The sequence below is a fragment of the Sphingopyxis sp. BE259 genome (genome assembly GCF_031457495.1).
GTDB lineage: Bacteria > Pseudomonadota > Alphaproteobacteria > Sphingomonadales > Sphingomonadaceae > Sphingopyxis.
In genome coordinates, this window is the sequence record NZ_JAVDWM010000001.1 from 784,858 (window position 1) to 807,539 (window position 22,682).

At 59.0% G+C, this 22,682-nt stretch carries 21 protein-coding genes; 9 read left to right on the plus strand and 12 right to left on the minus strand.

Features of this window, described 5'->3' with window-relative positions; translation table 11 throughout:
- Window positions 1-49 precede the first annotated feature (49 nt).
- The 6 genes from J2X44_RS03805 to J2X44_RS03830 are packed head-to-tail and all read right to left on the minus strand — an operon-like array spanning window position 50 to window position 5,998.
- Window positions 50-1,141: an acyl-CoA dehydrogenase family protein gene (locus tag J2X44_RS03805; RefSeq protein WP_037557595.1), complete on the minus strand. Its 1,092-nt coding sequence runs from the start codon at window positions 1,139-1,141 to the stop codon at window positions 50-52.
- A complete protein-coding gene (locus J2X44_RS03810) occupies window positions 1,141-2,391 on the minus strand; it encodes an acyl-CoA dehydrogenase family protein (protein WP_037557597.1) in 1,251 nt (416 codons plus the stop codon). The genes J2X44_RS03805 and J2X44_RS03810 overlap by 1 nt, the downstream gene beginning before the upstream one ends.
- A gap of 7 nt (window positions 2,392-2,398) precedes the next feature.
- Window positions 2,399-2,860, minus strand: a complete 462-nt coding sequence (locus tag J2X44_RS03815) for a Zn-ribbon domain-containing OB-fold protein (RefSeq protein ID WP_037557599.1) — start codon at window positions 2,858-2,860, stop codon at window positions 2,399-2,401.
- The gene (locus J2X44_RS03820; RefSeq protein ID WP_037557601.1) at window positions 2,857-4,047 is read right to left on the minus strand and encodes a thiolase C-terminal domain-containing protein; all 1,191 of its coding nucleotides are present in this window, start codon (window positions 4,045-4,047) and stop codon (window positions 2,857-2,859) included. The genes J2X44_RS03815 and J2X44_RS03820 overlap by 4 nt, the downstream gene beginning before the upstream one ends.
- Before the next feature lie 25 nt (window positions 4,048-4,072).
- Window positions 4,073-5,215 (minus strand): nitronate monooxygenase family protein, encoded by a 1,143-nt coding sequence (locus J2X44_RS03825; protein WP_037557602.1) that lies wholly within the window; start codon window positions 5,213-5,215, stop codon window positions 4,073-4,075.
- Window positions 5,216-5,257: 42 nt separating this feature from the next.
- Complete coding sequence (locus J2X44_RS03830) at window positions 5,258-5,998, minus strand: FadR/GntR family transcriptional regulator (protein WP_037557604.1); 741 nt, start codon at window positions 5,996-5,998, stop codon at window positions 5,258-5,260.
- A 186-nt stretch (window positions 5,999-6,184) separates the two neighbouring features.
- Between J2X44_RS03830 and J2X44_RS03835 the strand changes: the two genes are divergently transcribed.
- A complete protein-coding gene (locus J2X44_RS03835; protein ID WP_037557605.1) occupies window positions 6,185-7,447 on the plus strand; it encodes a cytochrome P450 in 1,263 nt (420 codons plus the stop codon).
- Window positions 7,448-7,804, plus strand: a complete 357-nt coding sequence (locus tag J2X44_RS03840; RefSeq protein ID WP_231729244.1) for a 2Fe-2S iron-sulfur cluster-binding protein — start codon at window positions 7,448-7,450, stop codon at window positions 7,802-7,804.
- Window positions 7,805-7,975: 171 nt separating this feature from the next.
- On the opposite strand, the gene J2X44_RS03845 is transcribed toward J2X44_RS03840, so the two are convergent.
- From J2X44_RS03845 to J2X44_RS03855, 3 genes are all read right to left on the minus strand, one after another.
- Window positions 7,976-8,746, minus strand: coding sequence for an NUDIX domain-containing protein (locus tag J2X44_RS03845; RefSeq protein WP_037557695.1), 771 nt, complete (start codon window positions 8,744-8,746; stop codon window positions 7,976-7,978).
- A 63-nt stretch (window positions 8,747-8,809) separates the two neighbouring features.
- On the minus strand, window positions 8,810-10,399 hold the full coding sequence (locus J2X44_RS03850) for an AarF/ABC1/UbiB kinase family protein (RefSeq protein ID WP_037557607.1): 1,590 nt from the start codon (window positions 10,397-10,399) through the stop codon (window positions 8,810-8,812).
- 5 nt (window positions 10,400-10,404) lie between these two features.
- Window positions 10,405-10,893: a MarR family winged helix-turn-helix transcriptional regulator gene (locus J2X44_RS03855; RefSeq protein WP_052182484.1), complete on the minus strand. Its 489-nt coding sequence runs from the start codon at window positions 10,891-10,893 to the stop codon at window positions 10,405-10,407.
- Between the two features lie 131 nt (window positions 10,894-11,024).
- On the opposite strand from J2X44_RS03855, the gene J2X44_RS03860 reads away from it, so the two are divergent.
- The 7 genes from J2X44_RS03860 (at window position 11,025) to J2X44_RS03890 (ending at window position 18,927) form a co-directional block, all read left to right on the plus strand.
- The gene (locus tag J2X44_RS03860; RefSeq protein ID WP_037557697.1) at window positions 11,025-12,152 is read left to right on the plus strand and encodes an HlyD family secretion protein; all 1,128 of its coding nucleotides are present in this window, start codon (window positions 11,025-11,027) and stop codon (window positions 12,150-12,152) included.
- Window positions 12,149-13,720 (plus strand): MDR family MFS transporter, encoded by a 1,572-nt coding sequence (locus J2X44_RS03865; protein WP_137752007.1) that lies wholly within the window; start codon window positions 12,149-12,151, stop codon window positions 13,718-13,720. Before J2X44_RS03860 ends, J2X44_RS03865 begins: the two co-directional genes overlap by 4 nt.
- A gap of 7 nt (window positions 13,721-13,727) precedes the next feature.
- The gene (locus J2X44_RS03870; protein ID WP_037557608.1) at window positions 13,728-15,191 is read left to right on the plus strand and encodes an efflux transporter outer membrane subunit; all 1,464 of its coding nucleotides are present in this window, start codon (window positions 13,728-13,730) and stop codon (window positions 15,189-15,191) included.
- Window positions 15,192-15,546: 355 nt separating this feature from the next.
- A complete protein-coding gene (locus J2X44_RS03875; protein WP_037557609.1) occupies window positions 15,547-16,647 on the plus strand; it encodes an ABC transporter permease in 1,101 nt (366 codons plus the stop codon).
- Entirely contained in the window at window positions 16,644-17,411 is a 768-nt protein-coding gene (locus J2X44_RS03880; RefSeq protein WP_037557610.1) for an ABC transporter ATP-binding protein, read from the plus strand. Before J2X44_RS03875 ends, J2X44_RS03880 begins: the two co-directional genes overlap by 4 nt.
- Window positions 17,411-18,319: an MlaD family protein gene (locus J2X44_RS03885; RefSeq protein ID WP_037557611.1), complete on the plus strand. Its 909-nt coding sequence runs from the start codon at window positions 17,411-17,413 to the stop codon at window positions 18,317-18,319. Before J2X44_RS03880 ends, J2X44_RS03885 begins: the two co-directional genes overlap by 1 nt.
- Window positions 18,316-18,927, plus strand: coding sequence for an ABC-type transport auxiliary lipoprotein family protein (locus tag J2X44_RS03890; protein ID WP_058801017.1), 612 nt, complete (start codon window positions 18,316-18,318; stop codon window positions 18,925-18,927). The genes J2X44_RS03885 and J2X44_RS03890 overlap by 4 nt, the downstream gene beginning before the upstream one ends.
- Before the next feature lie 59 nt (window positions 18,928-18,986).
- On the opposite strand, the gene J2X44_RS03895 is transcribed toward J2X44_RS03890, so the two are convergent.
- The 3 genes from J2X44_RS03895 to J2X44_RS03905 form a co-directional block, all read right to left on the minus strand.
- A complete protein-coding gene (locus J2X44_RS03895) occupies window positions 18,987-19,664 on the minus strand; it encodes a TetR/AcrR family transcriptional regulator (RefSeq protein ID WP_037557613.1) in 678 nt (225 codons plus the stop codon).
- A gap of 167 nt (window positions 19,665-19,831) precedes the next feature.
- Window positions 19,832-21,184, minus strand: a complete 1,353-nt coding sequence (locus J2X44_RS03900) for an AMP-binding protein (protein WP_231732773.1) — start codon at window positions 21,182-21,184, stop codon at window positions 19,832-19,834.
- Window positions 21,185-21,661: 477 nt separating this feature from the next.
- The gene (locus J2X44_RS03905) at window positions 21,662-22,675 is read right to left on the minus strand and encodes a serine hydrolase (RefSeq protein ID WP_037557614.1); all 1,014 of its coding nucleotides are present in this window, start codon (window positions 22,673-22,675) and stop codon (window positions 21,662-21,664) included.
- Window positions 22,676-22,682 lie beyond the last annotated feature (7 nt).

Consider the following 22,682-nt stretch of genomic DNA (forward strand, 5'->3'; position numbering starts at 1 on the left):
TCCTCTCTGGACGGGGCCGCAGCATCGGGGCGCATGACTCCCGTTACTATCAGGCTGCTCTCGTCCAACCCTGCAGAGCCGCTGCCTCGGCTCGCACCGCTTCGGGGCCACCCAAGACCTGCCGATCGAAGCCGATCCGTTTGAACCAGTAGTGCAGGCCGAGCAGATCGGTGAACCCCATCCCGCCATGCACTTCAGTGGCGGTGCGGGCGACAAATCGGTGGACGTCGCCCGTGAGGGATTTCGCATGGCAAGCCGCGAGAGATGCATCCTCCGGCAGCGCATCGAAGACATGGGCGGCGTACCAGACCAGCGCGCGGCACGGTTCATGGCGTGCGGCCATTTCGGCGCACATGTGCTTTACCGCCTGGAAGCTGCCGATAGGGCGGCCGAACTGCTCTCGCTGACCAGCATAATCGACCGCCTTTTCAATCATGGCCTGCCCTGCGCCTAAGCTGTCGGCGGCAAGGATCACGCGGCCAGCATCGCGCAGCCGAGCCGATGCTGTGCCGCCGTCGTCGGCAAGCGGATCGGTCTCGACAGCCGCAAAGGACAATTCTCCCACGCTGCGCGTGCGATCGATGGTGGTGAGGCGGGTCGCCTTGAGTCCCGATGCTAGGGCTGGGACGAGGTGCAGCCTGCCACCGGCGTCCGCTACGAGATACGCGTCCGCGCCTTCGAAATCGAGGCAGAACAGGGCGGTGCCGCTAAGCTTCCCTTCGACGAATTGAACTCCCGCGCCGTCGCGCGCCTGGACCGTCGCGGAAATCGCGACTCCGATACGGGCCTCGCCACGCGCGATCTTCGGAAGCCATTGGCACTTTTGCTTGTTAGTTCCTGCCTCGCTCAGCGCGATCGGGGCGAGAACTACGCTGGCTAGAAATGGCGCTGGTGTGACCGCATAGGCGAGTTGTTCCGCCACGACCGCAGCGTCGAGAAGGGTCATGCCTAGGCCACCATGCTCTTCGGGGACAAGCATGGCTGGGACCGCCAGATCGTGGAGGGCTCCGAAAATAGTGTCACTTAACGGGTTGTCGCGCCCGGCACATTCGCGGACATGCTCAAGCGGGGAGGTATCGGCAAGACACCGCGCAACTGCGTCGCGCAGTATCTGCTGATCCTGCGAAAGGCCGAAGTCCATCACGCCGCTCCCTGCCTGTCGGTCTGCATGCCTGCCGCTCCCTTCGCTTCGTCGGAAATCCGCGCCAGCTTCGGCTCGCGCGGCATCTCTAGGCCACGTTCGGCGATGATGTTCTTCTGGATCTGCGCGGTGCCGCCACCTATTATGAGGCCGAGTTGGAACATATAGTTCCATTGCCAAGCCCCTCCGTCTCGTTCCCGCGGGCTGCGGTGATACAAAATGCCCATCTCGCCCATCGCGTCGATCGCCAGCGCAGAGATCTGATGCGCGACCTCGCAACTCTGCAGTTTGACGATCAGCTTCGCCATGCCGCCAGGCTCGCCCTTGAGGCTGTTCGATAGAATGCGCATTCCATTACATTTCATCGCCGTCACTTCGGCCTGGAGCGCCACCAGCCGGTCGCGCAGGACCGCATTGTCGATCGCCCGACCTTCGCCGATGGATTCCTGCTGCATCAGGCCAATCAATGCCTGCAGCCGGTTCTCGAGTGCGTCGGGATCGCCCAGCATTCCGCGCTCGTGGCCAAGCGTTGCGTTCGCGACGAACCAGCCCTGTCCTCGCTGGCCGACGATCTGGTCCACCGGAACCCGCACATTAGTAAAGAATGTCTCGTTGAACTCGGCGTGACCGGTCATCGTCTTCAAGGGGCGTACCTCGATCCCCGGTATGTCCATCGAGAAAATCAGATAAGAGATACCGCTATGCTTCGAGGCCTCGAGTTCGGTCCTCACAAGGCAAAAGATCATGTCGGCTTGCTTCGCGGTGCTGGTCCAGATTTTCTGGCCATTTATAACGAATTCTCCATTTTCGATGCGCGCGCTGGTCTTGAGGTTGGCGAGGTCCGATCCCGCACCGGGTTCGGAATATCCTTGGCACCACACGACTTCGCCCGTCAGCGTTGCTGCGATCCACCGCCGCTTCTGTTCATCGGTGCCCAACTCGAGCAAAGTCGGGACGAGCATTGAGATGCCCTGGTTCGCCAAGCCGCTCGGAAGCCGAGCTCGCGAAAACTCTTCCGCGATAATGCGCGATTTGAGTATATCCGGCGCCGCTCCGTAGCCGCCATATTCGGCCGGTATCGTGCGCGCCGTATAGCCGTGCTCGATCAATAGCTTTTGCCATCGGATAGCTTCGGCTGAGGGCCGGGAGAACCGGGTGGCGGAGGGTGGCGCCAAATGTCTGTGCGCATTGATGAAGGCGCGGATCTCCGCGCGGAAGGCGTCATATTGGGGGCCGTAGTCGAGATCCATGTCGTCTCTACCCTTCACGCGGACGAAAAACAGGAAGGCGAAAGTCCCCCCCGATCATTTCGAAATCGAGTTCGACCGGCAGATCGAGTGCGAGGATGTCACGCTCGCAATCCACGAGGCGCGTGGCCATGCGCACGCCTTCCTCAAGTTCCACCACGGCAGCCACGAACGGGACGTCGGCGGCAAAAGCGGGGTGCAGCGCCTGATGGGTCACGGTCCAGGAAAAAAGCGTGCCCTTGCCGCTGCTGGGTTCCCAGGAATAGTCTGGCGAGCCGCATCGTGCACACATGTAGCGAGGCAGGTGGCGAAAGATGCCGCAACTTCCGCAACGCTGGAAATAGAGTTGACCGTCCTGGCACAGCCTCCAGAACTCCTGTTCGATCGGGTCCTGCGGCCGCGGCTGCGGCTTGGCCGGCGTTGCCTGCGCGGAGGGCCGCGCCTTGGGAGGCACATCATGCTCGTCGCTCATGCAAACCTCCTGAGGATCGCGATGCTGCCATCGCCAAGGTCTCCCCAGCCTGTCACAAGGCCGGTCTGGGCTCCGATCACTTGACGCTCGCCGCAGTCATGGCGCAGCTGTCGTACTGCTTCCACAACATGGTTGAGACCCCAGACATGCGCCTCGCTAAGCAAGCCGCCATGGGTGTTGATCGGTAAGCGCCCGCCCAGCTCGATCTGGCCATTGGCGACAAATTCGGCCTGCGCGCCAGGCTCGCAATATCCGAGCGATTCGAGCTGCAGCAGAACGATATAGGTGAAACAATCGTAGATCTGGAGGAAGTCCATGTCGTCGCGCGTGACGCCCGCCATATCGAATGCGCGCGGGGCGGCATCGCTGAGGCCGATCTTGAAGGGGTCGGGGCGGGAAGGGATGTCGTCGGCGGGATAGGGATGGCCTTCGGCCGCGCCGGCGATGCTGACGGGCACATGCGGCATGTCTTTGGCACGGTCCATGCGCGAGAGGACGACAGCACAGGCGCCATCGGTCTCGAGGCAGCAATCGTAGAGGCGAAACGGCTCAGATATCCAGCGCGCCGAATAATAGGTTTCCGCGTCGAGTTCGCGGCCATAGGTAAAGGCGCGTGGATTCAATTGCGCATGACGGCGGCAGGCGAGCGCCACGGCCGCCATCGCATCTTCGCCAACGCCGTAGAGCTTCGAGTGACGGGTCGCCAGCCAGGCGTACATCTGCACCGGCAACAATACGCCGTAGGGGCTGTAGTAGCCTTGGATCGTATTGGTCAGGGTGTTCATGTTCATCGGCCGGGTGGGCGGGGCGCCCGGCTTAGGTCTGAGAGCGGAATAGCCGTTCCAGCCCAGTGTCACGAGCACATGATCGCATAGACCACAGGCGATCGCCATGGCGGCATTCTGTAGTGCCGTTGTCGGGCTGGCGCCGCCCATGTGCACGGTTGCCGCATAGCGCAGCACATCAATGCCCAGATTGGCGGCCATCTCCTCCGACGTCGTATAGATTGGCGGCGGCACCATGCCGTCGATATCGGAGGGTTTCAGTCCAGCATCCGCGATGGCCCGGCGCGAGGCGGTGAGCATCATTTCCACTGCAGTCCGCTCGGTGCCCTTGACGAAATCGGTCTGGCCGACCCCGGTGATTGCTGCCTTGTCGGCAAAGGAAAGGGTGGATGAAAGATTCATGCCGCGTCCCTGTCTCGCTCGCCGGTCAGAAATGAGTTCCGGCGCCGGCCAATGCTCTCTCCGCGCCCTCTATAAGGTCGCGCATCACGACTGCCGCTGGGCGGATCGCATCGATCAGACCAATCCCCTGGCCTGCGAAGCCGGGCATGATGTCCTTGCGTGCGGCCTTGATGCCAGAAGCCATGACAGGCCCCGAAACCATCGACTGATAAGGCATCGGAAGCGGCTCTTTGCCGGCCGCCACCCAAGCATCGGCCCATTTGTTCCGAATCATCCGGGCAGGCTTGCCCGTTAGCGATCGGCTGACCACCGTATCGGCATCGCCGCTTTCGGTGATGGCTTCTTTCTGAAATTGTTCGATACCTGCTTCGTCGGTTGCGAGGAACGCCGATCCGATCCACGCCCCCTGGGCGCCGAGCATCATCGCTGCGGCGACTCCGCGACCATCGGCTATTCCTCCCGCACCGATTACGGGAACACGATCGCCGACTGCATCAACCACTTGCGGAATCAGCGAGAAGGTTCCGACAGGAGAGTTGTGGCCGCCGCCGTCGTGACCCTGCGCGACGATCAGGTCGATACCCGATTCCACTACCTGCAGGGCGTGCTTGACCTTTCCGATCACCGCCATGACCTTGGTGCCATTGGCATGAAGGCGTTCCATCCACGGTTCGGGATTGCCAAGGCCTGCGGCATAGACCGGCACTTTTTCTTCGATGATTACTTCCATCTGCGCTTCGAAGAACTCCCGCGAGAACAGCTGCAGTCCGCCCTTGCCCATGTCCGGGGCGCCCGCCGCGCGCATCGCCGTGGCGGCGTCCACTGCGGGCAAATGCTCGCGCTCCATGAATTCGCGGGTGAACTCCTGATATTCGCCGAGCAAAGCCAGGGGGTTTTCTGCTACACCTCCGCTCTCCGGCGCCGAACCGCGCCTGACAGACGCCGGCAGCAAGGTATCGACCCCAAAAGGCATGTCGGTCATCTCGCGGGTTTGCCTGATCCAGCTACGTAACTGGTCGGGCGAGCATGCGGCAGCGCCGAGAACACCAAGTCCGCCTGCGTTCGACACCGCGGCAGCGAGTGCAGGCACGCTCGCCCCGCCCATTCCAGCCAGAAGAATCGGATATTCGATCCCGAGAATTTTGCAAACAGGGCTCTTCAGCGCCATTATCCTACCCTCTCCGTTCCGCGCCCGATCAGACGCAATTTTCTAAATCTGCCCCCACCTGACACGCTGGGATACAAGCTCGGGGCTTCGCTCTGCCAGATAGGACGCGGATCCCGAGACGAGCCGGGCCATGGCCTGACGCGCCGCTTCGGAATCCCCGGTGCGTACTGCTTCGAGGACACGGCGGAGGAATCGCAATTGGACCGCTCGCTCCTGCGCCGAATAGCCAAGTGAGTGAGAGAATTCGCGCGTAATTAAATGCAGCGTCGACGTTAATAGCCCGAACAATGGATTGCCGCTGGCCCAGCCGAGAAGGTCATGAAAACGACGGTTCAGTTCCTCGAACTGGCCTCCGGCTTCATTTCGTTCCAGCTCTTTGAGGCAATCGGCGAGTGCGCTCAGGTCGCCGGTAGTCGCGCGCTGGGCGGCGTAGGCGGCAACATCCGCGGCGATCGCTTCACGTAGTTCGAGCAGGCCTCTGAGGTCGGCGTCCATGAAATGCAGAATTAGCGAGAGACTGTTTGCAAAGTCGCCGGTCTGCGGACGCGCAACCACCGGACCGCCGCTACGGCCCAGCTGAAGATGGATAACGCCCTGGAGCTCAAGGAAGCGGAGCGCTTCGCGCAAGGTCGCTCGCGCGACATCATATCGCGCAAGCATTTCTTCCTCACGCGGCAACCTGTCGCCCGGGGCGTGTGCACCTGCCTCGATATCGCGAACGATGTGCTGGGCAAGCGAGAGTGCGCGCTTAGCTTTCTTCGCGTTTTCGACTTTCAGCAACATCACTCTGCCTCACCCCTGTCACGAAGCCTTATAAGATTTAAGTTCCGTTTATGTCCATGGTCGTGAGATAAAAATGTTTCAGATGCAAAAAAATGATAAAACCTTATAAGCATTATTGACTGAGCCTCAGAAGGGATTTACGATTTCAAGTAGGGCAATTGTGCTGTTATCGACGAAGGGCGCGACATGGATACCGACATGGTGGAGCCGAATATCCGCGAAAAGGTCGCTTTCATCCCGATCGACGAGATTGATGTTGCGCGTCCGAGCCTTTTCCAGAAAGACACGGTCGGCCTGTTCTTCGAGCGGCTTCGCCGAGAGGAGCCGGTCCACTACTGCCGCGAAAGCTATGTCGGACCATATTGGTCGATTACAAAGTTCGACGACATCATGGCCGTGGACACCAACCATAAGGTATTTTCGTCAGAGGCGAAGCTCGGCGGTATCGCCATCGAGGACATGCACTCGGCGAAAAGCGCGCTTGAACTTGAAATGTTCATCGCGATGGACCCACCAAAGCACAACCAGCAACGAAAGGCCGTTACTGGTGCGGTCGCGCCGTCCAACTTGCTGCTGCTTGAGCCAACTATCCGCGAACGAGCATGCCAAATCCTCGACGACTTGCCGGTCGGCGAAGATATTGATTGGGTTGATAAGGTGGCGGTCGAATTGACCACAATGACCCTTGCGACCCTGTTCGACTTCCCGTGGGAGGAACGCCGCAAGCTCACGCGCTGGTCCGACGTCACAACGGCCGCCCCTGAAACTGGGATCGTCGCATCCTATGAGGCGCGGCGCGCAGAGCTGATCGAATGCGCAATGTATTTCAAGGGTCTGTGGGAGCAGCGCATCAATGCGGAGCCGAAGAATGACCTGATCTCCATGATGGCGCATTCTCCGGCGACACGGGACATGCCCTTCCTGGAGTTTCTGGGCAACCTCTTGCTGCTTATCGTGGGCGGCAATGACACCACGCGCAACTCGATCAGCGGTGGTGTCCTGGCACTGAACCAGAACCCGGACGCGTATTTGAAATTGAATAACGATCCTGGGCTCATCACTAGCATGGTGCCAGAGATCATCCGCTGGCAGACACCGCTGACCCATATGCGCCGCACGGCGCTGCAAGATTGGGAGATCGGCGGCAAGAAGATCAGAAAAGGCGACAAGGTTGTGATGTGGTACCTGTCGGGTAACCGCGACGAGACGGTCATCGACAGGGCGGACGAGTTCATCATAGACCGTAAGAACCCACGGCATCATCTGTCTTTCGGCTATGGCATTCATCGCTGTATGGGCAACCGGCTCGCAGAACTGCAACTACGGATCATCTGGGAAGAGATCCACAAGCGGTTCGCGAAGATCGAAGTGACCGGTGAACCCGAGCGCCTGTTCTCGAACCTAGTGCGAGGGATTACGAAACTGCCGGTGAGGCTCCACGCCCGCTGATTGGCTGATTCAAAAAAAGCGGAGCTTGATATGGTCAAAGTGACGTTCGTTTCCAGCGATGGAACGCGGAGGGCAGTCGACATAGCCGAAGGTGAGACAGCGCGCGAAGCGGCGCTGTTCAACGATGTGCCGGGCATCGACGGTGATTGCGGCGGGGTGTGCGCTTGTGCAACCTGCCATGTGTTTGTGGATCCGGCCTGGATCGACAAGGTCGGCCGCTTGGCCGAAGGCGGTGCGGAGGCAGACCTCCTGCAGTTTGCGGAAGGGGCGAACGAATATAGTCGCCTCGCTTGCCAGATTCCCATCGAGCCCTTGGTGGAAGGTCTGATTCTGCATGTTCCCGAGCAGCAATACTGACATGCCTGCGTGACGCGTGTTTCACACGACGCTCGACTGTCTGAAATCGCGAGTAGAGCTCAACCAGGAGGTACTCGCTACCTTTCAGAGGTCCCAGCATCAAATGGCGGATCTGTGCTGACCTAGCTCTCGTGCGCCCGCGAGTCGAGGGGGGCGTGCCAACAGTGCCTTTCAACTTAAAATTTCATACGCTGCGCCGTATCCCGCGTTGGCGGGAATAGTGAGGATGTTCGTGCCGTCTCGCTGGATGACTTCTGGAAGGACCGGCACGATTTCGCGAGCCTTGGCCCGCGCGACGCAATCGTCTGCGCTCGCAGCTTCGGCTAGCAGTTGCAGGTTCAATCTCGTAGGAAAGATGATCGTTCGTTCACCGCTGACACCCAGTTTCAGGGCTTTGCTTGGCGAAAGCCATTCCGCATCAACGGTTTCATATCCATCACATGCTGCGATCTGGCGCTCTGGGGCGCGAACGACGAAGAAATGAGTGTCGAAGCGCTTTTGCATAAAGCTGGGCGTGATCCACCGCGCGAACTCGCTCAGGCGATCAAGGCGCAGTTGCACATCGGCCTCACGCACAATGTCGAAAAATTCGCGCTCGCCTCGCTCGACGGCTTTGCGGCTTTCAAGATCGCAAATATCCTCGAACTCGCTACCGTCGCGATGATCGGCCAGCAGGATGCCTGCTTCCTCAAAGGCTTCACGAATCGCGGCAATCCGGAGGGTGCGCTGCGTAGGATCTAGCGTTTTCCAACCCCTGCAATAATCGGCCCATTCAGGCGCTTCATCGGCAGCAGAAGGCTTTCCACCCGGAAAGACCAGCGCGCCGGATGCAAAATCGATCTGGTGATGCCGCTTGACCATCAGCACCTGGAACTCCGGCTCGTCGCGAAGCAACAGCATGGTGGCTGCGGGGACCGGATTGACTGGCTTCTGCAGGGTCATCATAAACTCCAGTTTGAATTGGCCTGATATTGGACGCTGGCCCGTTCAGGCTGAGCAACGATCTTATCGCCATTTGCGCAGAAGAACCAACCCGGCAAGAGCCAGTGCAACACTTGCAAGCACCCAGGACTGATTCGCAAGCAGCGCCGCGGAGACGATAAGTGCGGCCGCCACAGGACCTTTGACAGGCTGGCTCGCGCGGCGAATGGCTGCAAGCCGTTCAAAACTGGCCGGATCGATCTGGACAGGCACGTACCCGGACTTGGCGATCACGGCGGCGTTATCGAGAAGGTCGGGCATGACCGCCGCCAAGGCGAGGAGTTTTCGGCGAACTTTTTTTAGATTGGGCTGATTTCGGCCGAGAGAGAATCTTTCCGCGAACAGCTCCAACATGATGGGGCGTGTTTCCTCCCCAATATTATAACCAGGCGCAAAGGAACGCGCAAACCCCTCCGCCGTGAGCAATGTTCGAAGAAGGATCGCCAGATCAGGCGGAAGTGCGAGCTGATAGTCTCGCAGGAGATCGAACACGCGGCTGAAAATATGCGAGAACTCAATCCCCGAAAGGACGGTTCCTCTGAATTCACCTATCAGCTGGTCCAAATTCTGGGTGAGCCCATCACGGTCAACTTTTGGATTTCCGGCCCATTCGAGCAACACGTTCGCGACGTCGGCTGTGTCCTCGTCGGCTATAGCCATGACAAGTCGCACCAGCTCCTCGCGTCTCGCCTTCGTGAGAGTGCCGACCGATCCAAAGTCGATAAAGCCCACATCCTGTTCCCCGATAAGGAAAACATTGCCCGGATGCGGATCGCCATGGAATTCGCCATTCAGAATGATCATGCGCAGGACTGCATTCGCATATTGTCTCGCGAACGCCGCCACGCGTGGGTCGGTCGAGCCGGCCTCGAGCGCAGACGCGGGCGTTCCATACAGCCGCTCCTGGACGTTGACCCGTATCCCCGTCAGTTCCCAATGAATTGTTGGAGTCTTGATCCCAAGCGTGTCAAGATAGCCACCGATACGCTCGCATGCACGAGCTTCGGCTGCCAGATCCATTTCCCAGGCAAGATTTCTGCCAAAGGTTCGCAGGAACTCTACGGGGCGATAGCGGGCGATTTCAGGGGATCGATCCTCGGCAACGGCGGCGAGGCGCGACAGCAGCCGCACATCGGCCTCCATTCGCGCAGCAGTGCCCGGACGCCGCACCTTTATGATAACGCCGGCGCCGTCGAGCAGCGAAGCAGAGTAGGTCTGCGCTACCGAAGCCGAAGCCAGTGGTTGTTCATCGAATTGGGTGAATTCCCCTCGCCAGTCAGCTCCCCAGCTTGCGGCAAGGATGGGCTCGATTTCTTCGAATGGCACCGGAGAAACCTGATCGTGGAGCGTCGCGAAGGCAGCAATCCAGGACCTGGAAAACAGATCGCTGCGCGTCGCCAGCAGCTGTCCAAGCTTTATTCCGACCGGACCAATGTCGCGCAGGAGTGCGACGACCGCCGCCGGCCGCAATTCACCTGGATCGATTGAATTGGCAGGATGCGGAATGACGCCGAGCGCGCCCGCCAGGCTTTTGGCGCCGTGCCGGACAAGAATCTGTCCTATCTCGGCGGCGCGTGCGATGTCTCCTATCGGTTTATCTCGGAACCCAGGCATATGTCCTATTCCGCATCGGTCCGGCTCTGATCGAGATTCGACGCAATCCGCACAAGAATGTCCAGCAACGTCCGTTTTTCGTCGCGCGTGGCGTTCCGCCATAAGACCCTATGCAGCCCGTCCGCGGATTCTCTCAGTTGGGGCAACAACCTGTCGAGCTCCTGGGTCAGGATGAGCTGCCATGCCCGGCCGTCCGTTTTGGCTCGTCGCCTTTCCATCAATCCTTTCTCACAAAGGCCAGCGACGGCTTGACCGATCGTGGCGGATTCCAACTCTAGTCGCTTGGCAATTCCGGCCTGCGTCAACGATGGTTCGCGGAGAAGTTGTCCGATGATGCGCCACTGCGTCTGATTGAGGCCGCTCTTGGCAATCCGTGCGTCATAAGCGCGCCTCGCCCCCCGACTAATCTCGTCCATCAAATATAGCATACGGTCGTCGTCGGTGAGGGCGCCTTCGCGAAGCCGTGGCGGCATTGTGTCGAGATTTGCGTTCATACCGCTGCCTAGTCCGTTTCGTGGGAATGCCAAAACGCAAATTACTAAACGATTTTACTAACTGGATGGAACGGTCTACGCCACGCCATGAAGCGACTTAGCACATGTCCAAAATCCTTCGAAAGAGGCAGATGACCGACGAACCAAATGAGCGGGAACAGGATCGCGCGCCCGCATCCAGCCTGAAATCGCAACCCAAATTTCGCCTCATCCTCATCATAGCCATCACTGCTGCGCTGATTGCAGGTGGTTGGTGGTATTACAGGCATGTCACCTATGGGCAGTACATGCAGTCGACCGACAACGCCTATGTCGCGGCCGACAGCGTTGTGGTTTCATCAAAAGTGGCCGGATACGTGGACGCGGTGCTCGTCTCTGAGAACGGGTGGGTCAGTCCCGGCGAGGCGCTCGTGCAACTGGATGTGCGAGATTATAGAGCCCAGGCGCAACAGGCGCGTGCGCAGATTGCGGCGACGCTGGCCGGCGCCGACACAATCCGCTCGCAAGTAACCGAACAGGACTCAGCGATTCGACAGGCGCGGGCCCAACTCGCCGCCAAGCGCGCGGCGCTCGACCTCGCCAATGAGCAGGTAGCGAGGTATCGCCCCCTCGCCGCGACCGGTGCGGAGCCGCGAGAAAAGCTTCAACAATATGAGACACAGGCGCAGCAAGCGCACGCCGACTTTGTTGCTGCCCAGGCAGCAGTCTCTGCCGCCAACGGTCGGAGGGCCACCTTGTTCAAACAGATCGACCAGACCGAAGCCCAAGCTGACGCGGCCCGCGCGCAGCTGGAAGCGGCCGACCTAGATGTCACATCGACCCTGCTGCGAGCCAGCAAGGGAGGTCGCGTTGGCGATCTAACAGTAAGGGTCGGCCAATTCGTTCAGCCCGGCCAGCGATTGATGACGGTGGTTCCGGTAAACGAAATCTACGTCATCGCTAATTTCAAGGAGACGCAGGTCGGCCTTTTGCGGGCGGGGCAACCGGTCAAGCTCGAGGTCGACGCACTTCCCGACTTTGAGATTGCCGGACGCGTTGAGAGCATCTCCCCCGGAACCGGAGCAGAATTTTCAATCCTGCCGCCCGAAAACGCCACAGGGAATTTCACCAAGATTGTTCAGCGGATAACGGTTCGTATCGCGATAATAGCCTCGCCCAAAGTGCGTCGTCTGCTCGTCCCGGGCATGTCGGTTGTGGCAGTTGTCGACACGCGAAATGCTGCCGGAGAGCTGAAAGAGATCTCGAGTACCGACAAATGACCGCCGAGTTGGCATCGAACAGCGCCTCTGGTACTCCGACTGCAGACAGGCGGAATGCCGATATCACCGCGTGGATAGCGGTCGCAGCGGGCGCACTTGGCGCCATGCTCGCAACACTCGATATCTCTATCGTCAATTCCGCGCTTCCGGTGATCCAGGGCGAAATCGGAGCCAGCGGCACCGAGGGAACCTGGATTGCCACCGCATTTCTCGTAGCCGAAATCGTGGTAATTCCGCTTAGCGCCTGGCTTGAACGCCTTTTTGGACTGCGAAATCTGCTCATCATTGCGGTTTCCGCGTTCACCGGCTTTTCAATTCTTTGCGGTATGGCGACCGACCTCACGACCATGATCATCGGTCGCACGGGTCAGGGTTTCATGGGTGGTGCGCTGATACCGACTGCGATGACCATCGTGGCGAAAAGATTGCCGCCCCATCAACAGCCGATCGGCATGGCGCTGTTCGGCATGACAGTGATTCTGGGTCCGGTCATGGGGCCGCTGATCGGTGGCTGGCTGACCGAAAATTTGAGCTGGCACTATGCCTTCTTTGTCAATGTTCCAATCTGCGCTGTGCTGCTGCTGCTGCTATTCGTCGGGCTTCCTCACGAAGAGCCGAAGTGGGAGTATCTGACCGATGCTGATTGGGCGGGCATTGCCGGCCTGATTCTGGGGTTGGGCGCTTTGACTGTGTTGCTTGAGGAGGGGCATCGCGAGGAATGGTTTGAATCCGCTCTTATTCGCTGGCTGGCCCTCATTGCCGTCATCGGTTTCGCTTCACTGATCTACGGGCAGCTGAATGCGTCCAAGCCCGTCCTGAAACTCCGCCTCCTTCTCAATCGCCAATTCGGAAGCGTTGCGGTGATGGCTCTCGCCTTGGGAATGGTGATGTATGGTTCGACCTACGTCATTCCCCAATTTCTTGCGATCATATCGGATTATAACGCTTTTCAAACCGGGCTCGTTATATTTTGGATGGGTATTCCGGCCTTTGTGCTTATGCCGATCCTGCCCTTAATGATCCGTAGGCTCCACATCCGCATTGCCGTCGGAGTCGCAATGCTTCTGATGGCGGCCAGCTGTTTCGTCAGCATAAGCCTCACCGCGGAATCCGGGGGCGCCGTATTCATCGAAAGCCAGCTTATTCGGGGTGTTGGCATGATTCTGTCCATGATGTTCCTGAACCAGGCTACCGTAGCCTCAGTGGCAAATACAGATGCTGGCGATGCCTCCGGTATTTTTAACGCCGCTCGAAATCTCGGAGGATCTTTCGCTTTGGCCGGACTGGCTTCGTTTCAGGACCAGCGGATCTGGCACCATAGCCGGCGCATGGAAGAAACGCTGAATGCCAACAGTGTTTCGCTCCAGATTTATCTTGATGAACTCGCGAAAAGCTTCGGCGGGATGGAGGGTGCCATGTCGATGCTAGGCCGGACCATCCAGCGGGACGCGTTCGTAATGACCTACAATGATGTGTTCTTGGCGATGGGCGTCCTAACCTTGATGACCGTTCCTTTGGTCATCTTTTTGAAGCCGCTTCCCAGGAATGTTTCCCTTTCGATGCACTGAGCCTGATATGATAAAAAAATCTGTAATATCGCTTCTCGCCTCGTTTCTGCTGGCCGGTTGTGTCGCGGGCCCAGACTACGCCGGGCCTCCAGAAGTATTCTCGGCGAACCGAAATGACGGCTTTGTCCGTGCCGGCGGTAACGTCAGCGATGCCGAGCCCGAGCTGGCAGATTGGTGGCTCCTTTTGAACGATCCGGAATTGAACAGGCTTATCGAGGCCGCGTTATCGGACAATCCTTCGCTTCAGGCTGCGCAAGCGCGGATCGCGCAGGCGCGGGCATCCGTGAGACAGGAGAAGGCCGGAAGATTTCCGACGCTTGGAACCCAGGCGACGGCTATTCAGGGCCGCTTGCCGGGCCTTGATATTCAGAACAGTGCCCCGCCTTCGGCGAGCGCGCCTGTTAGTCCGCAGGGACAGGCGGATGATAGCCTCAGTGTCTACAATCTCGGGCTCAACGCTAACTGGGAGCTGGATTTCGCAGGAGGAACGCAGCGACGGATCGAGGCCGGCAACGCTCAGGCAGCGGCAGCGGTTGCCAATGTGGAGGATGCCAAGGTCCAGCTGACCGCCGAAGTCGCCAATGCCTATGTCAACCTGCGCGAGGCCCAGTTTCGAGCCAAAGCGTACCGAACCGAGTGCGAGTTGCAGCATCAAATCCTCTCGCTAACCTATCAACGGTATCAGCAAGGCGTTTTGCCCCTGTTCCCTCTCGGCAATGCAAATGCCGAGCTCGAGTTGCTCAAGTCTCAGCTCGCCGAGGCCGAAGCTGACACGGCGGTATTGCTCGATGCGCTTGCCATTTTAGCTGGGCAGATCCCAGGGACAACGGACGAAGCGCTGAAACAGATCTTCGATGTTCCCCTCCCGCCGGAACAGGTCGCGGTGGGCGACCCCTCAAACCTTGTCGCACGTCGGCCCGACATCCGCGCGGCCGAACGCAGCCTGGCGGCAGCAACGGCTCGGATCGGTGTTGCGGAGGCCGCACGATTTCCGAAGCTGTCATTCATGGGAATCTTGGGACTTGGCGGAACGTCGCCAGACGATCTCTTTGATGTGAGCAACCCGTCAATTCTCGCTATTCCGCAGCTGCAGTGGAACTTCCTCGATTTCGGAAGGGTCGATGCCTCGGTCGATCAGGCGAGCGCCGCCCGTGCCGAGGCGGTTGCCAACTATCGACAGACAGTGCTTTCTGCACTTCAGGACGCCGAGCGCGCGTTGTCGCGCTTTGGCCAGCAGCGCTCTGCCCTGGTGGCGTTCGCGCAGATCAAGTCCCAGGCAGATGGCGCAGCCGATCTTGATCGACAACGATTTGCCGGCGGAGTGATCTCGCGCGCTGACCTAAATCGCACGCTTCGCAAACAGGAGCAGGCGGCAACCGACCTCGTCCGGGGAAAGGCGGCGCTCACGCTGTCATGGATCGCCCTGCAAAAATCACTCGGCCTGGGATGGCAAATGCAAGCAAAGATTTAATGTCACCTACGAGTGTTGTTAATATAAACTCCAAGGTGCGATATCGGTTCAGAAAGAATCTCATAGGGATTTCACCTGACAATTTTATCTAACCTTAGCAAGAGTATCCTGTGCTTATTCAAACGATCTGTCGGCCGATTTGTGCGCAGCATACTCCTTGCAAGCGACCTGATATAACGCTACGCTGACGTCTACATAATGTCATTGAGGCAAGGCGCGATGTGTGGATCGGCATGGTTAAATGTGTGGGGTCAGTGGTCCCGCTTGCTGGCATGATCCGCTCGACGACGGGCTATGGGAGAGGAAGTTGCCACGGGCGATCCGCTCTCCCGACACCGGTTGGAGACTTGCTGCGATGAATGCGCGCACAGCACCGAACATCTTCGTTCGCGAAGGAGATGGCATTTCAACGTTGGTCGTTGAAGGTGACTGGACAGCGATTTCGATCGCAGGCCTTTCCGGGCATGTTCTGAGTCCCTCGAACCTCTCCTTCTCAAGCGACTTCGGAAACCTGGGAAGGATAGACAGCGCAGGCGCGCTCGCCATCCTGACTCTCGCACCCAATGCGGCATTTACCGCAGACCTGCCCGCCAATCTTGCTGATCTGTTCGCGCTGGTGGGCTCGGCCATGGCCGACCGCGATGTCCCGTCTATCAAAACTCCCCCATTTCACGTGCGTCTTGGCCAAAAAGTTTATCGAGCTGTCCAGGAAATCGGCGCAAGCGCTCGATTTCTCGGGCAACTTGAGGTGGCGCTCATGAAATCTCTTGCACATCCCAAAAGGATGCGACTGATCGCACTGGCGTCGTCAATTCAGAAGGCCGGCTTCGATGCGCTGCCACTCATAGCGATCATGACATTCTTTATCGGCGCAGTAGTGGCTCTCATAGGAAGCGATCTGCTCAAGACATTGGGTGCATCGGAACTGGTCGTCGAACTGGTTGGCATATCCGTCCTCCGCGAGTTCGGCGTCCTCATTCCCGCGATACTACTTGCCGGTCGGTCCGCTTCCACTTTCGCGGCCCAGATCGGCGCAATGCGAATGAATCAAGAGACGCAGGCAATGAAGGTGATGGGCATCGACCTGTTCGACGCGCTGGTTGTGCCACGCGTATTGGCATTGCTTGTAATTATGCCCCTCCTGGCGATTGTTGCCATGCTGGCTGGGTTGGCCGGCGGGCTTGTCGTCAGCTGGGGCATACTCGACGTGAGCCCGACATATTTCGCCGAACGACTCTCGGCTGCGGTCGATATCCGACACTTCTGGGTTGGAATGGCAAAAGTACCGGTGCTGGCCATTGTGATTGCGCTTGCCGGATGTCGCCACGGCCTTTCGGTACGCGGAGATGTTGAGGATCTGGGCGGGCGGGTGACCGTCGCCGTTGTCCAAGCGCTATTCGCAATCATCCTTCTGGATGCCGCCTTTGCAATTCTCTTCAACGTGCTCGAAATATGATTTGCGATCCGGACGTCGTTATTCGGGTGGAGAATCTTAAAACCCGATTTGGCGATCACATTATCCACCAGGATTTGAACCTAGAAGTCCATCGTGGCGAGATTCTTGGTGTCGTCGGAGGGTCCGGTAGTGGAAAATCCGTCCTGATGAACACCATTTTGGGCCTGATTGCGCCTAGCCATGGGACAATCGAAATCTTTCAGAAAAAAATTGGGAGTCGCTTTGATCGTACGGAAATTAATCACCGAATTGGCGTCATGTTTCAAAATGGCGCGCTTTTTTCTTCTCTTAGTGTGCAAGAAAATGTCGAGGCTCCTCTCATCGAACATACCCGTCTTAGAGAGCCGTGGCTCGAGGCCGTGGCTCTGATGAAAATCGGCCTTGTCGGACTCGATGCCGAGGTGGGCCGGCAAATGCCCGCTGAACTTTCAGGCGGAATGCGAAAACGTGTAAGCGTAGCGAGGGCCTTGGCGCTCGATCCAGAATTGCTGTTCCTTGACGAACCCACTTCGGGCCTCGACCCGATCGCAGCCGCGGAATTTGACCAGCTGATACGGACGCTGAGCGACACGCTGGGGCTTACTGTCGTGATGGTGACCCATGATCTCGACAGCCTGTATTCCATCAGCGACCGCGTGGCCGTGGTTGCGGATCAGAAAATTGTCGAGGTTTCGCCAATCGCGGAACTTGAGAGGTCTGACCATCCTTGGATCAGGGCGTTTTTGGGAGGGCGGGCGGAGCGCGCCAAGGAAAGGAACCGCTAATGGAACGCGACGCGAACTACGGTCTGATTGGGGGCCTGACGCTGGCTCTGCTAGCGGCGGCTTTCGGCTTCATCCTCTGGCTCGGTCAATCCCAATTCGCGCGTGATTTCGACGAGTATCGGATCATTTTCGATGGTCCTGTCCGCGGGCTGAGCGAGGGAGGCGAGGTGCAGTTCAACGGAATTCCGGTGGGAGAAATCACGCGTATTAGTCTTGATCCCAGAAATCCAAACAGGGTGCTTGCAGGAGTGCGCCTGCGCGAGGATACGCCTGTGCGCGTCGATTCTACCGCCGCGACGGAGTCGCAAGGCATAACCGGCGGAAGCTACATCCAGATCAGTGCGGGGACGCCCTCTAAGCCGTTGTTGAAGGAGGTTTCCAAGGAAGCGCTCCCAGTGATTAAGGCGGAAAAAAGTTCGCTACAATCCCTGATGGATGGAGGTGGCGCATTGTTGGCGGATGCTTCGCAGGCCCTGGAAAGGGTCAACCGGACCTTGTCCGACGAGAATATCGAAAATGTTTCGGCTGCTATTGCGAATGTAACAGCTACCACGGCGGAATTGCGATCTAGTCGCGGAATGTTCAGCAAGGCTGAACAAGCGTTTGCACGCCTGGACCGGGCGGCGGCCGATATCGAGGCCGCGGCCGCATCGGCGCGCACGGCGATCGATGGCGACGGTCGCAAGACGTTTGCCGATGTCTCGGCAGCCGCTCGAGATCTTCGAGAGGGGATCGCCGAGGCGAGGGTGGTCATTCACAGGCTTGATGACGCCGCGAGTGGATTGGCGGCGCCCGACGGCTCCGGGATTGCTGCAACTTTGAAATCGCTCGATAGCGCGGCGCAGGAAATCGAGCAGCTCGCCGGCCAGCTACGACGGACCCCTCGTGAAAGGAAGCTCCCCCAATGAAAACGATCTCTGCAAGAATGTTTTTGCTGATGGGCGCGCTAATTTGCCTTTCTGGTTGCGGGAATATTCTGGGAACTGGCGGCAAATCGACGTTGTACCGGATCAGTAGCACGCCCGTACCGGAGCGTGAAATTGCACGACAGTGGATTCCGGTGTATATTACGCGACCGACGCTTCCGCCTGGGGCCGATGGAGACAGGATCCTCACGATCGAGAATCGCGAAGTCACGTATCTGGCCAAAGCACGGTGGATGAGGCCTGCGCCCGAGATGATCCGCGAGGCTATTGCCGGAAGCGTAGCGCGCAAAATCGATCACGCATATATCCCTGTCCAGAGCGTTGCTTCCGATCATTACGTCCTATCCGCACGGCTTTCTTCTTTTGCAGCCTATTACGACCAGGGGCCCGACGCGGCCCCGATCATTCGCATCGCCGCGCAAGTGGAACTAAGCCGATCCAAAGAATCGGAACCACTGGCAGTCACGCGCATCGTCCTTGATAGGTCAGCAAGTGCAAATAGCGTTTCGAGTATCGTCGAAGCCTTTGATCGCGCGAGCCTTGAAATGGCCGACGAAATCGCGAGTTGGACGGCTGCGGCGATCAACTAGCGTGAAGCCAATGGAAACTTAGTCGGGACAACGGCCCAGCCCAAGATGAAGCGGGAATGTTATGGGTGGCTCCCCTTCAGGGAGGGGCGGCAGCCGTACACAAATAGATCGACAGCTTGCCTCATTCGGGCTGAAGAGGTTTCATTGTGACTGGTCACTCCCACTCCAAGAGCGGCCCGACGAAAAGGTGACAAAATGACGCTGGAGATAAACTGCTCCGCAGCAAAATTCGCGTCTGACACCCTGATTTCTCCCCTCTCCTCGGCTTTGCGCAAGACCTCTGCCACCAATCTCGTCGTGCGTCCTACGCCGAATTCGTAAAGGTTTCGCGCTAAAGCGGGAAAACGTGCAGCCTCAGCCATTACAACGCGTTCCAACGCGACGTGAATGTCGGTAAGCATCCAGGATAGCAGTTCATCGGACAGCTCTTCAAGCTCGAGCCGAACGTCGCCATGTTCGGGAACGTGCTGTTCAAGGAAGGAGAGCCGATCCTCGATTTCCATGAGTATTGCCGCTTCGAAAAGCAGCTTTTTGTCCCCGTAACGGGCGTACAACGTGCGCTTGGAGATGCCTGCTTTTGCAGCAATCCGTTCAGCCGTTGAACGACCGAATCCGTCGGCAAAGAAGACATCGCGGGCGACACGGAGAATTTTCCTCGAAAGTGCTTGCGAGGCTTGTCGAGTGGGCCTCCCTGTTCGTCCGGAAGCTGGTTCTTTGGTTTTTTGGGTCGACGCCATGCCTCATCTTGGCCATACCTTGACCGCGCTGCAAGCGTAGAGCGCTTTGCCTTGGACAGCCCGACCGAGATTGCCCGGGCTTATGCAAGACTCACGAGGCCCGCTGAAATTATCCCGCCTGAAAGGATCGCTGCCATTCGCACGGAATGGACGCAGTGTGATCTCATCTAGGCGAGTTGGTTACGATACGCTTCGCGTAAGGCCTTTTTGTCGATCTTTCCCGTTGCAGTGAGCGGTACTGTCGCGAACAGGATGTCGTCCGGCAGCCACCAACGAACAACCTTCGTCTCCAGATGCGCGCGAATTGCGTCGGCTGTGACGGCTTGACCTTCATGCGTTTCGATCACGAGAAGGGGGCGCTCTTCCCATTTTGGATGATATACGCCAACGACCGCCGGGACCCGGACGCCGGGGTACCCAACCGCCGCATTCTCGATATCAATCGAGCTGATCCATTCGCCCCCGGACTTGATCACATCTTTCTCGCGGTCGGTCAGCCGGAGAAAGCCGAAGCGATCGATCGTACCGATGTCCCCGGTGTCGTACCAGCCATCGCTCCCGGCGCCCTCAATATCGGGGAAATAGCGATCGACGACCCACGGTCCGCGGACCTGGAGCGCACCCGCCTGCTCACCGTCCCAGGGGAGCGGCGTGCCATCGCCGTCGATAATGCGCAGTTCGATGCCAAATTGCATGCGACCCTGCTTCGTCAGCGGGAGGTCGTTCGCGAAATCCTCGCCTTCGGCCATCAGGAGCGGGGAGGGCGTCGAAATCACGCCGAGCGGATTGGTTTCGGTCATGCCCCAGAGCTGCAGCACAGTGACACCATATTTGGCTCGGAATGTCTCGGCCATCGCCCGGGGGACGGCCGAGCCCCCAATCACGAGGCGCTTGAGATTGCCGACCCCCGTCCCCGTAGTGTCGAGATGAGCGAGGTACAAGGTCCAGATCGTCGGCACACCACCCGAAAAGGTGACGCCCTCTTCGTTGATCAGGTCGGCAAGACTGGCACCGTCCATCCTGTCACAAGGAAGCACTAGCTTGCAGCCGTTGATCGCTGCCGTGAAGGGAAGTCCCCATGCCGTTGCATGATACATGGACGAGCAGGGCATGATGACATCAAAAGCGCTGAACCCGAAGGCACTGCTTAGACCGGCCGCCATCCCGTGAAGAACGATTGAGCGGTGGCTGTATAGGACGCCCTTGGGGTCGCCCGTCGTCCCCGAAGTGTAGCAAAGAAATGCGGCTGCCTTTTCATCGAAGCTCATCCAGGTGAGGGCTCCGTCCTCGCTTGCCAGCAACGCTTCGTAGTTCAACGTGTCGGCAACATCTGGCGCGATCGTTCCGCGCTCCGCGAGAAGGACATAGCGCTCGATACCCGGAAGGAGAGGACGCAGCCGTGCGACGAGCTCGGCTAGATTGGGCTCGAAGAAGAGAATGCGGCTCCCTGCATGAGCGATAGTGAAGGCGATCTGCTTGTCGCTGAGACGCGGGTTGGCGGTGTGCAATACGGCGCCCATGCCCGGCGCCGCATAGAAGAGTTCGAGGTGGCGGTGGGAGTGTTCCAGGCGAGCGAGGAGACGCCGTCGCCCGTCGCAATCCCGAGGACGCCAAGGGCCTGCGCAGCCTGACGCGCACGCTGATCGCAGCGGTGCCAGTCATACCGCCAAACCGGCTCCACGACAGCCTTCGAGACGATCTCCCTCTTGCCGTGCGCGCGCGCTGCATATTCCAATATTCCGCTGATCAGCAGCGGCGCGTCCTGCATCAATCCCCGCAACATGCTGCATCCTTCTTCGCCCCACTGCGCCGTCGCGCGCACGGTTCCGCCTCTCGGTTCCGATCGCCGCGCTGGCTGTCAATGACCGTCATCATGCTGGCCCATGGGCAAACTCCACGGGCCGCGATTGCATTCAGCCAGCAATTCTCAATGATCATATTGCAGCGGCACGGCTTAGGTTCGATCGCCCCCGAGATGTTCTCGCCCGCGTTTCAAATTATTCACTCGCTGGTTTCAGCAACAGCGACAGGAACCGCCAATCGGACCAATCACCTTTTTTCCCCGCCGCTAAGGCGGCAATGTCGAGTTTCGCCTGCCTCACGATCGTAAGCCGAAGCGACGGAATGATATAGAGGCGTTGATCGCCCGCGCCGGCGGCGACGACCATATCCGCCGGTAGTTCGGCGGCATGACTGGTGATATCGGTGGACCGAGTAACAATATCGACAGCCGGCGTGCTACGGGGTAGCCACCAAGTGAGACCGTAGGCAGGATTGACCTGGCTACCCTGGAACATCTCGCCGAATGTCGCTTCGTCGACAAGTGGCCTGCCTTCGAGCTTTCCGCCCCCGCGGACGAACTCGCCGATCTTCGCCCACTCGGATGCGGCCAGCACTAGGCCCTGCGGCATGAGCGGTGCGCCATCGGGGCCGCTGCGCCAATCGCCGACCGTTACGCCTAGCGGCATTAGAATGCGACGCTCGATATAATGGCGAGGGTTGCCGTCCTCGCCTTTGGCGACGAGCTTTCGGCGCATGATTTCGCCGACGACTTGCATCGGAGCAGGGCCATACTGGAATTTCCCGCCCGGTGCCGCCGCGAGCGGTGCCTTGACCGAGTCCAAATACCCTTGGGGTCTCCCGACGGTTGAGGCCTGACCACCTGTCATCGACAGCAGTTGGCGAAGCGTGATCTGTTCCTTTTCGGCGTCGCCCTTCCACTCAGCGAGCGTCTCTGATGCCCGCTCGTCGAGCGTCAAAAGCCCGTCCTGTACGGCCGCCGCCGCCATCAGCCCGACAAGACTCTTGGTGCCCGACCAGAGTTCCTGCGGTGTCGCAATATCTGCAGAACGGCATCGAACCTCGCCATCCTCAAGGATCAGCAGCGCCACGCCAGAGTTTGCCTCGGAATAGGCGATCGCCGCGGCACAGCCGGGAAGAGGAGCGGGTTCGCCTGCCGTGGCCGGCTGTGCCGCAACGGCTGCTGCGAAAAAGAGGATGGTGCGCTTCAAGTTCCGA

What these genes read in the sequence shown, in the direction of transcription:
- J2X44_RS03815 (WP_037557599.1), bottom strand. Translation starts at nt 2,860, where the DNA reads ATGAGCGACGAGCATGATGTGCCTCCCAAGGCGCGGCCCTCCGCGCAG.
- J2X44_RS03810 (WP_037557597.1), bottom strand. Translation starts at nt 2,391, where the DNA reads ATGGATCTCGACTACGGCCCCCAATATGACGCCTTCCGCGCGGAGATC.
- J2X44_RS03825 (WP_037557602.1), bottom strand. Translation starts at nt 5,215, where the DNA reads ATGGCGCTGAAGAGCCCTGTTTGCAAAATTCTCGGGATCGAATATCCG.
- J2X44_RS03885 (WP_037557611.1), top strand. Translation starts at nt 17,411, where the DNA reads ATGGAACGCGACGCGAACTACGGTCTGATTGGGGGCCTGACGCTGGCT.
- J2X44_RS03865 (WP_137752007.1), top strand. Translation starts at nt 12,149, where the DNA reads ATGACCGCCGAGTTGGCATCGAACAGCGCCTCTGGTACTCCGACTGCA.
- J2X44_RS03870 (WP_037557608.1), top strand. Translation starts at nt 13,728, where the DNA reads ATGATAAAAAAATCTGTAATATCGCTTCTCGCCTCGTTTCTGCTGGCC.
- J2X44_RS03875 (WP_037557609.1), top strand. Translation starts at nt 15,547, where the DNA reads ATGAATGCGCGCACAGCACCGAACATCTTCGTTCGCGAAGGAGATGGC.
- J2X44_RS03855 (WP_052182484.1), bottom strand. Translation starts at nt 10,893, where the DNA reads ATGAACGCAAATCTCGACACAATGCCGCCACGGCTTCGCGAAGGCGCC.
- J2X44_RS03880 (WP_037557610.1), top strand. Translation starts at nt 16,644, where the DNA reads ATGATTTGCGATCCGGACGTCGTTATTCGGGTGGAGAATCTTAAAACC.
- J2X44_RS03850 (WP_037557607.1), bottom strand. Translation starts at nt 10,399, where the DNA reads ATGCCTGGGTTCCGAGATAAACCGATAGGAGACATCGCACGCGCCGCC.
- J2X44_RS03835 (WP_037557605.1), top strand. Translation starts at nt 6,185, where the DNA reads ATGGATACCGACATGGTGGAGCCGAATATCCGCGAAAAGGTCGCTTTC.
- J2X44_RS03900 (WP_231732773.1), bottom strand. Translation starts at nt 21,184, where the DNA reads ATGGGCGCCGTATTGCACACCGCCAACCCGCGTCTCAGCGACAAGCAG.
- J2X44_RS03805 (WP_037557595.1), bottom strand. Translation starts at nt 1,141, where the DNA reads ATGGACTTCGGCCTTTCGCAGGATCAGCAGATACTGCGCGACGCAGTT.
- J2X44_RS03830 (WP_037557604.1), bottom strand. Translation starts at nt 5,998, where the DNA reads ATGTTGCTGAAAGTCGAAAACGCGAAGAAAGCTAAGCGCGCACTCTCG.
- J2X44_RS03895 (WP_037557613.1), bottom strand. Translation starts at nt 19,664, where the DNA reads ATGGCGTCGACCCAAAAAACCAAAGAACCAGCTTCCGGACGAACAGGG.
- J2X44_RS03820 (WP_037557601.1), bottom strand. Translation starts at nt 4,047, where the DNA reads ATGAATCTTTCATCCACCCTTTCCTTTGCCGACAAGGCAGCAATCACC.
- J2X44_RS03890 (WP_058801017.1), top strand. Translation starts at nt 18,316, where the DNA reads ATGAAAACGATCTCTGCAAGAATGTTTTTGCTGATGGGCGCGCTAATT.
- J2X44_RS03845 (WP_037557695.1), bottom strand. Translation starts at nt 8,746, where the DNA reads ATGACCCTGCAGAAGCCAGTCAATCCGGTCCCCGCAGCCACCATGCTG.
- J2X44_RS03860 (WP_037557697.1), top strand. Translation starts at nt 11,025, where the DNA reads ATGACCGACGAACCAAATGAGCGGGAACAGGATCGCGCGCCCGCATCC.